This is a genomic window from Gemmatimonadota bacterium, from assembly GCA_026702745.1.
In the GTDB taxonomy this organism is placed as follows: Bacteria; JAAXHH01; JAAXHH01; order JAAXHH01; family JAAXHH01; genus JAAXHH01.
In genome coordinates this window covers 46,624-54,996 of the sequence record JAPPBT010000019.1, presented here as the reverse complement: position 1 = coordinate 54,996, position 8,373 = coordinate 46,624, and the positions used below count along the sequence as shown (strand labels likewise).

Sequence of the window (8,373 nt, the reverse complement as noted above, 5' to 3'; positions counted from 1 at the left end):
AGGCAACCAACTGGCACCAGGACGCACCGTACTGGCCTATGGAACAAGTCGGTGCGCTATCGGCATGGATCGCCGTGGACAATGTAACGGTGGACAACGGTTGCATGCAGTTCATACCCGGATCGCACAAGTACGGCCGGCTGGCGCCCGTTCCGCTGAGCACGGAAGGCGCAAGCGTGCTGAAAGATATCGAAAGTACCGACGTCGATGTCGATGTCGAACCCGTCGTGATGGACATGGAAGCGGGCGGCGTGACTTTTCACCATGGATGCACATTCCATTACGCTACGCCGAATCGCACCGCATCGCCCCGGAGAGCGCTGGCGATCATATACATTCCGGAGTATGTGAACTACAACGGCCGGTGGGACGCGGGCGGCGACCAGACCATGAAACCGGGCGAACCGTTCGGAGGACCGCTGCATCCCATCCTGGCATCGGGTTGAGCAGTTGCGTGTACGGACCAGGCCAGGCCAGGCCGTTCGATTCGCTGACCGGTCAAGGCCGGCCAGGTGGGTACGGAATCGTGAAAACCAGGGATAACCTATGGAGTACCGATTGCTGATTTTGCCGAACATGGCATTTTTATAAACCTGTAAAGGGGGTTGGTTTCATGGAGATCAGTGTCGACCGAGCAAACGAAGTACTAATTGCGAAGGTTGAAGGTCGAATCGACGGTGCCAACGCGCGGGAGTTCGAAGACGCGCTCAATGGCGCCATCGGTGAAGACGACAGCAAGGTGCTGCTGGATTTCAGTACCTTGTCCTACATAAGCAGTGCGGGCCTCAGGGTCATCCTGCTGATCGCTCGACTGCTTCAGAAGCGGAATGCCGCGTTCGCGTTGTGCTCGCTTTCTGATCCGATCCGGGAAGTCTTCGAAATCAGCGGTTTTGACAAGATCATATCCATTCACGATTCCCAGGCCGAAGCGGTGGATAAGATCGGCCGGTAAACGCCTCTTCCCGTTTACTATTCGCGTCGCAGCGTCCAGGCGTCATGGCGAGACTTGAAACGGGATACGGCCGCGGCGGTTTCCGGGGGTGAAATGACGCAGACACCGTACAAAATCCTTGTAGTGGACGACGAGCCGGATCTCGAACACCTGATGCGGCAGCGCATGCGCCGTGACGTGCGTTCCGGCCTGTATACGCTTTATTTCGCCCAGAACGGCGTGGAAGCCCTGGAACGCCTGAACGAAGTGCCCGATATAGACATGGTCCTCTCCGATATCAACATGCCCCGGATGGACGGTCTTACGCTGCTGGCGCAGATACCGAACATTGCCCCCGACATCCGCGCCGTGGTAGTATCCGCCTACGGGGACATGAAGAACATCCGCACGGCCATGAACCGGGGCGCCTTCGATTTCATAACCAAGCCGATCGATTTCCAGGACCTTCGTGTGACGATTGAGCGCACGCTGAAGAACATGGAGGAGTGGCGCGAAGCCCTGGAATCGAGGGACAAGCTTGTACGGCTGCAGAACGAACTGAACGTTGCAAGCAAGATGCAGCAGTCGATTCTGCCCACCGAGTTCCCGGAATCCGATCACTGCGAGATTTACGCGAACATGGAACCGGCCAGGGAGGTCGGCGGCGACTTTTTCGATGTTTTCGGCCTGCCCGGTGGTAAAATCGGCCTGGCCATCGCCGATGTATCCGATAAGGGCGTTCCCGCCGCCCTGTTCATGATGTCCAGCAGGACGCTGCTGAAGGGCTCGGCGATCGGCGCCATCGAACCGGGTGCCGTGCTCAAGGAGGTCAACGACCTGCTTACCGAGGAAAACGAAGCGGCCATGTTCGTCACAACGTTCTACGCGGTATATAATCCCAAAACAGGACAGGTGGACTATTCCAACGGAGGGCACAATCCTCCGCTGGTGGTGCACTCCGACGGCTCATCGACGCTGCTGCCCGGTACGGACGGTCTGGCACTCGGTGTTTTTCCGGGTGTCAATTTCGGCCAGTCCGCCGTTGTGCTCTCCCCGGGCGATCTCCTGTTGCTTTATACCGACGGCGTGACCGAAGCCATGGACGCCGATGGGGAGGAATTCGGCATGGATCGCCTGCAGGCGGTTTTCGCGGGTTCCCCTCCCGGCAGTACGGAAGACGCCAACAAAGCGGTGTTCAAGGCGGTCCATGAATTCGCCGGAGAAACGCCGCAATCGGATGACATTACCTGTGTTACTGTGCTTCAACGCCAGGTCTGATCATGAGCAGAAGACTGTCCCTTAGCCTGTCCACGAAGCTCGACCAGCTGGAGCGCATCTACGAGGCCGTGGATGATCTCGGCGAGTCCGAAGAGTGGCCGCCGGCTATGGTCTACCAGGTCAAGCTGGTCCTCGAGGAACTGGGCGTGAACATCGTCAAGCACGGCCACGACAGCGATCCCGACCACTTGTTTGAAATCGTACTGGACTCGGATGCCGACGCGCTGACGATCGAGTTGCGGGACCAGGGGCGGGCCTTTAACCCCCTGACCGATTCGCCGGAACCGGATATCGACTCCGGACTGGATGATCGACCCGTGGGCGGCCTGGGCATCTACCTCGTCCGGACCATGATGGATGAACTGAGCTACCGCCGGGAAGACAACCAGAACATACTCACGATCGTCAAGCGGAAGGAAAACGGATGAGACGAACGCGCGGCCATTGGGCGGTCGTACTGCTCGCCCTTTGTGCGACGGCGTTCTCTCCCGCTTTATCCCCTGAAAACAGCGGTGCGAACGCCTTCCAGGTCGAAGAGCCCGGTGCCACAACCGAGCTCGGTGCCACGACTGAGTCCGAAGCCACGACCGAGTCCGAAGCGACGACCGAACCCGGTGTGACGGCCGAACGCATTCTCTTCGGTCAGTCCGCGGCCTTCAGCGGACCGGCCCGTGAACTCGGGCGGAACATGAATGTCGGGATCGAGGCGGCCTTTCAGGAAGCGAACCGCCGGGGCGGCGTACACGGAAGACGGCTCGAGCTGATCACGCTCGATGACGCCTATGAACCTGAAGCCGCTATCGCGAACACCCGGAAACTGATCGAGGAGGAGGGGGTTTTCGCGCTGATCGGCGCCGTTGGCACACCCACCTCCCGCTCGGCCGTTCCCATTACCTCGGAGGCCGGCGTACCCTATATCGCGCCATTCACCGGCGCGATTTTTTTACGTGATAACACGGATACGGGCGTCATAAACCTGCGCGCCTCCTATTTCCAGGAGACCGAGGAAATCGTCGACCGCCTTTCGCGCGACCTCGGCATCACGCGCATCGGCGTGATGTACCAGAACGACTCCTTTGGCCGGGTCGGATACCGAGGCGTACGACGCGCGCTGGAGCGCCGGCAGCTCGATCCCGTAGCCATCGGTGTGTATCCCAGGAACACCACCGCGATCAAGGCCGGCCTGCTCGATCTGCAACAGGGAAAACCGGACGCAGTCGTGGTGATCGGGGCCTACCAGCCGGTTGCCACGCTCATTTCGTGGGCGCGGCACGTGGGATTCAATCCCGTTTTCGCAACGATTTCATTCGTCGGGAGCAATGCGCTGGCTGGTGAACTGGGTCCCGACGGACGCGGTGTCCTGGTCTCCCAGGTGGTGCCCTTTCCTGCGGCCGGAAACATCGCCATCGCCGTCCAGTACCGCAGAGCGCTCTCCGCGTACGCGCCGGGCACGAACCCCGGATTCGTTTCCTTCGAAGGATACCTCGCCGGCAAGCTGACCATCACCGCCCTCGAGGGCTGCGGTCCCGACGTAAGACGATCCTGCCTCATGGAGAGCCTGAATCGTGCGGGAATGATCGACCTGGGCGGACTTCGTCTCGAGTTTGGCGAAGGGGACAACCAGGGTTCGGACGCGGTTTTCCTCACAGTGATCGGTCAGGATGGCCGCTACCATCCCATCCGTACCCTCCGGGACGTGATGCCATGATCAAGCAGTGGCTGTTGTGGCTATACGACAAGGGCCCATCCCGCATATCGGGGCAGCTCTATCTGGGCATTGGTGCAGCGGTTGCGCTTACCATGTTAGCCAGTATGGTGGCGTGGTTCGCCTTCAACGAGGTTGGCGAGGCCCAGCGAGAAGTAAACGAGGTCGCCGTACCCGAGATCGCCGCGGCCTTCGGCGTGGCGCAGCGGAGCGGGACGCTGGCGGCGGCGGCGCCGCGCCTGACGGCCGCGGAAACTCCCGAAACCTTTGAAGCCGTAACCGCGAGCATCGCCGAAGAACGAGAGAGTTTCGCGGTGCAGCTGGAAGCCATCGCCGGCTATGGCATGGAGGACGAACGCTTTCAACGCATCCGGGAAGCCGGCAGCACGCTGATGTCGAATATCGAAATGATCGAGGAGTCCGTGGCCAGGCGCTTCGTGCTCCAGGACCAGAGCCGGCAGCTGCGTCTCGAACTGGAACGGCTGCAGTTCGAACTGACGGGCATTCTGATCCCGGCGATCGACAACCAACTGTTCTACACGGTGACCGGATACCGGGATATCGATGAGCCGGTGGCGCCCCGCGAGGAATACCTCTCCGAAGAGGAACTGCAACGTTACCGGCACCTGGCCGATCTGCAGGCCGAGGCGACCGTGAGTACCCGAATCCTTTCCAACGTCTTCAACCTGTCCGATGCCGATCGGCTGGAACCCCTGCTGGAGCGTTTCGAGTCGGCCGACGGCGGCGTGGAGCGAAGCCTCGCGGGCCTGGGTACGGCGCCCCTGCGGCAGCGGCTCGAACCGGTATTCACCCAGCTCTTCGAACTGGGCAACGGCCAGGGGATGATCTTCGAGATTCGCGGTGAGGACCTGGACCTGATCGCCCAGCAACGCGCCTTGATCGAAAACAACCGGGATCTGTCCGTTGAACTGGTGGCCGAGGTGGAAAGCCTCGTAAATTCGGCGCAGGAGAGTACCGAACTCGCCACGGTTGCTTCGACGCAGACGATCCAGGTGGGCAGACAGCTACTCCTCGCATTGAACGCGGTCAGTCTGGTCGGCGCTTTGCTGATCGCGTGGTTGTTCGTCGGCAAGGTGCTACTGCGCCGATTAGGGTTTCTTTCGGAACACATGCGGCGCATGGCGGGGGGAGATCTGAAGCAGAAAGTTGAACTGGACGGCCGCGACGAAGTGGCGGACATGGCCGCCGCGCTGGAAGTCTTCAGGCTTCACTCGATCGAAGCACAGAGGTTGAATCTCGTGGAGAAGCTGGCCGAGGAACTGCGCGGAAAGAACGACGAGTTGGAGAGCACCCTGGCGGAGTTGCAAAAGGCGCAGGACCAGATCGTCATGCGGGAGAAACTGGCGGCCCTGGGCGAACTCACCGCGGGTGTGGCGCACGAGATCCAGAACCCGTTGAACTTCGTCAAGAACTTCGCGGAGTCCTCGGAGGAGCTCCTCGAGGAAATGAAGGAAGAACTGCCCTCAGCCGGCGGTACGATCGACGAGGAGCAGGATGGACTGATCCAGGAGATCGGCGGTGACCTCACGGAAAACCTGCGCCGGATCCGGGAGCATGGCGAACGGGCCAACCGCATCGTGCGCGATATGCTCCAGATGGGCCGCGGATCGGGCGACAAACAGTCGACGGACGTCAATGCCCTGCTGGAAGAACACGCCCGTCTCGCCTACCACGCCGCCCGGGCATCGAACGCAGACTTTCAACTCGAAATCCACGAAGATTTCGAATCAGATCTGAGCGAGATCGAAATTGTTTCCCAGGAAATGGCACGGGTATTCCTGAACATGGTAAACAACGCCTGTCACGCCACCAACGAGAAGCGGGAAGATCCGGATACGGAATCCGGTTACGTACCCGGCATCTGGTTGTCCACCCGCCGCGAGGATGATCAGATCGTCGTCCGGATCAAGGACAACGGCAAGGGGATCCCTCCTCATGTCATCGACAAGATCTTCAACCCCTTCTTCACCACCAAGCCGACCGATGAAGGCACCGGACTCGGCCTGGCGCTGTCTAACGACATCGTTCGCGAACACGGTGGTTCGATCGAGGTGGATTCGGAACCGGGCCAGTACACCGAAATGGCTATCAGGTTACCGCTGTCCGCGACCGAGGCCGCTCCGGAAACCTCCGCCGCTTCCCATACCGATCAGACGTCCTGAGCAGGATCGATGACCTGAAAAACCTGCCTGCTTCATGGACGCCACGAGCGAAGTGTCAGCGCGTTCAGGACGACGCTTATGCTGGAGGCCGCCATCATGGCCGCGGCGAATGCGGGGACGAGAAACCCCAGCGCCGCGAGAGGCAGCCCGATCACGTTGTAGATAAACGCCCAGAACAGATTCTGCTTGATTTTTCGGATCGTCTTCCGGCTCACGTCGATGGCCCCGGCCACCAGGGTCGGATCGGGTCTCATCAGCGTAATCGCGGCCGTTTCCATGGCCACGTCTGTACCGGAGCCCATGGCGATCCCCACGGCGGAACGGGCGAGGGCAGGCGCGTCGTTGATCCCGTCACCGACCATGCAGACCCTGGCGCCGTTCTCTGTAAGCCGGCTTACGATTCGTTCCTTTTCTTCCGGCGTTGCGGCGCCGTAGGTCTCCTCAATGCCGGCCTGCCGTCCGATACGGTCCACGACGGCCTCTGCGTCGCCGGAAACCAGCAGGGACTTGACTCCCAGCTTCCGGAGTCCATCCACCGCTAAGGCCGCATCGGGACGCATCGCGTCGATGAGTTCGAAGCGTGCCAGAAAAGCGCATCCGGTATCGGTTCGGACCGCCAGCCAGACCAGTGTTGAACCTCCACTGTCCTGTGCTTCGGGCGGCTCGATGCCCGGGCAGTATTGATCGAAGAGCCTCCGGTTGCCGAGCAGGTAGATTGCGCCCTCTATTTCCCCCTGGACCCCTTTAGCCACCACGCTCCTGAATCCTCTCACGTCGAAAAGGGCGATGTTTCTTTCCTTGGTCATGCGCAGAAACGCGGTGGCCAGGGGATGCTCGCTGCCCTGCTGCAGCGATGAGGCGATACGAAGCAGACCGCCTTCGTCCTGATCGGCCAGGGGCGTAATGGATGCGATGACGGACCGGCCTTCGGTCAGGGTGCCCGTCTTGTCGAATACAACGTGCGTCAGGTCGTTCGCCTGTTCCAGGGATTCGATGTCCCTGACCAGGATGCCCGCTCGGGCCGCCACGCCAGCACCGGCCACGATGGCCGTCGGCGTCGCCAGTCCCAGCGCGCAGGGACAGGCGATGACGAGGACGGAGACGGCATTGATCAACGCGTATTCCAGTCCGGCCCCCGAAAGAGCCCACGCGGTGAAGGTGATCACGGCCAGGCCGACGACCACCGGTACGAAAACGGCGCTTACGCGATCCACCATGCGCTGTATGGCCGGCTTTGCGGCCTGTGCGCTTTCGACCAGGCGGATTACCCGACCCAGCGTCGAATCGCTCCCTACAGCCCGGGCCTCGATTTCCAGGAAGCCGTTGATGTTCATCGATCCGGCGATCACGGTGTCGGCCGGGTTTTTGGGCGCCGGGACGCTCTCACCGGTGATCAGCGCTTCGTCGACCTCGGCTTCGCCCCGGAGCACGACGCCGTCCGCGGCCACCCGGTCGCCTGGACGGCAGATAACGACATCGCCGGGCTTCAAGGCATGCACCGGCGTCTCCCGCTCCGTGCCGTTCGCCGTCCGTACCCGCGCGGTGACCGGCCGGATCGCCAGCAGTTCCCGAATCGCCCGGCTCGCGCTGCGGCGCGCCCGGGTCTCGATGTACTTGCCGATGAGTACCAGGGTGATGATGATCGCGGAGGCTTCGAAGTAGAGCAGGCCCGCCGCGTCGGCACCCAGTCGTAAGGCGAGGTAGCCGCTGTACGCGTAGGCCGAAGTGGTTCCGAGGGCCACCAGTACGTCCATATTCGCCCCACCGCCGCGCAGCGCGTGGAAAGCGCTCCGGTAGTATCGGGCGCCGACCCCGATCTGCAGTACGGTCGCGAGCATCGCTTCCACGTATACCGGCATGTGCCCGTCGAAACCGGTCCAGCCCCGCAGCAGCCCGGCCAGCATCTGCAGCAGGAAGGGAAGCGTCAGGCAAATCGAGACGACCATGGCGACACGGTCCCTGCGTGACTGACCGGGCTCCGTTTCGGGCTCGCGTCGATCGTCCTGAACGGCGCTCAGCCGGTACCCCGCGGCGGCTACGGGTCCGGACAGTGCGCCTTCTTCCACGCCGGGCGCAACCGTCAACGTCGCTCGTTCCAGAGCGAGGTTCACGTGGGCTGCTGCGACACCGGGGACCTGGGAGAGGACCTTCTCTACCCGTACCGAGCACGCGCTGCAGGTCATGCCGTCGACGTGGAATACACGGGTTTCGGTATCCACGCTGTTCTCTGTTCCCTGGGTGGAGGTCAACATGGGCGCTGCTCGCGGTGCGGGGGG

Annotated in this window: 7 protein-coding genes; 6 read left to right on the top strand and 1 reads right to left on the bottom strand. The window is 61.7% G+C overall.

What is annotated here, in order from left to right:
• From OXH56_03480 to OXH56_03455, 6 genes are all read left to right on the top strand, one after another.
• Positions 1-446 (top strand): phytanoyl-CoA dioxygenase family protein (locus tag OXH56_03480; GenBank protein ID MCY3554363.1); only part of this gene is annotated, 446 nt, incomplete at its 5' end.
• A 167-nt stretch (positions 447-613) separates the two neighbouring features.
• Positions 614-952 carry an STAS domain-containing protein gene (locus OXH56_03475; protein MCY3554362.1) on the top strand — a complete coding sequence of 113 codons (339 nt, stop codon included), beginning with the start codon at positions 614-616 and terminating at the stop codon, positions 950-952.
• A gap of 93 nt (positions 953-1,045) precedes the next feature.
• Positions 1,046-2,209, top strand: a complete 1,164-nt coding sequence (locus OXH56_03470) for a SpoIIE family protein phosphatase (GenBank protein ID MCY3554361.1) — start codon at positions 1,046-1,048, stop codon at positions 2,207-2,209.
• A 2-nt stretch (positions 2,210-2,211) separates the two neighbouring features.
• A complete protein-coding gene (locus tag OXH56_03465; GenBank protein MCY3554360.1) occupies positions 2,212-2,637 on the top strand; it encodes an ATP-binding protein in 426 nt (141 codons plus the stop codon).
• Positions 2,634-3,917, top strand: a complete 1,284-nt coding sequence (locus OXH56_03460; protein MCY3554359.1) for an ABC transporter substrate-binding protein — start codon at positions 2,634-2,636, stop codon at positions 3,915-3,917. The genes OXH56_03465 and OXH56_03460 overlap by 4 nt, the downstream gene beginning before the upstream one ends.
• Positions 3,914-6,097, top strand: coding sequence for an ATP-binding protein (locus OXH56_03455; GenBank protein ID MCY3554358.1), 2,184 nt, complete (start codon positions 3,914-3,916; stop codon positions 6,095-6,097). Before OXH56_03460 ends, OXH56_03455 begins: the two co-directional genes overlap by 4 nt.
• A gap of 32 nt (positions 6,098-6,129) precedes the next feature.
• On the opposite strand, the gene OXH56_03450 is transcribed toward OXH56_03455, so the two are convergent.
• On the bottom strand, positions 6,130-8,349 hold the full coding sequence (locus OXH56_03450) for a heavy metal translocating P-type ATPase (GenBank protein MCY3554357.1): 2,220 nt from the start codon (positions 8,347-8,349) through the stop codon (positions 6,130-6,132).
• Between the last annotated feature and the right edge of the window lie 24 nt (positions 8,350-8,373).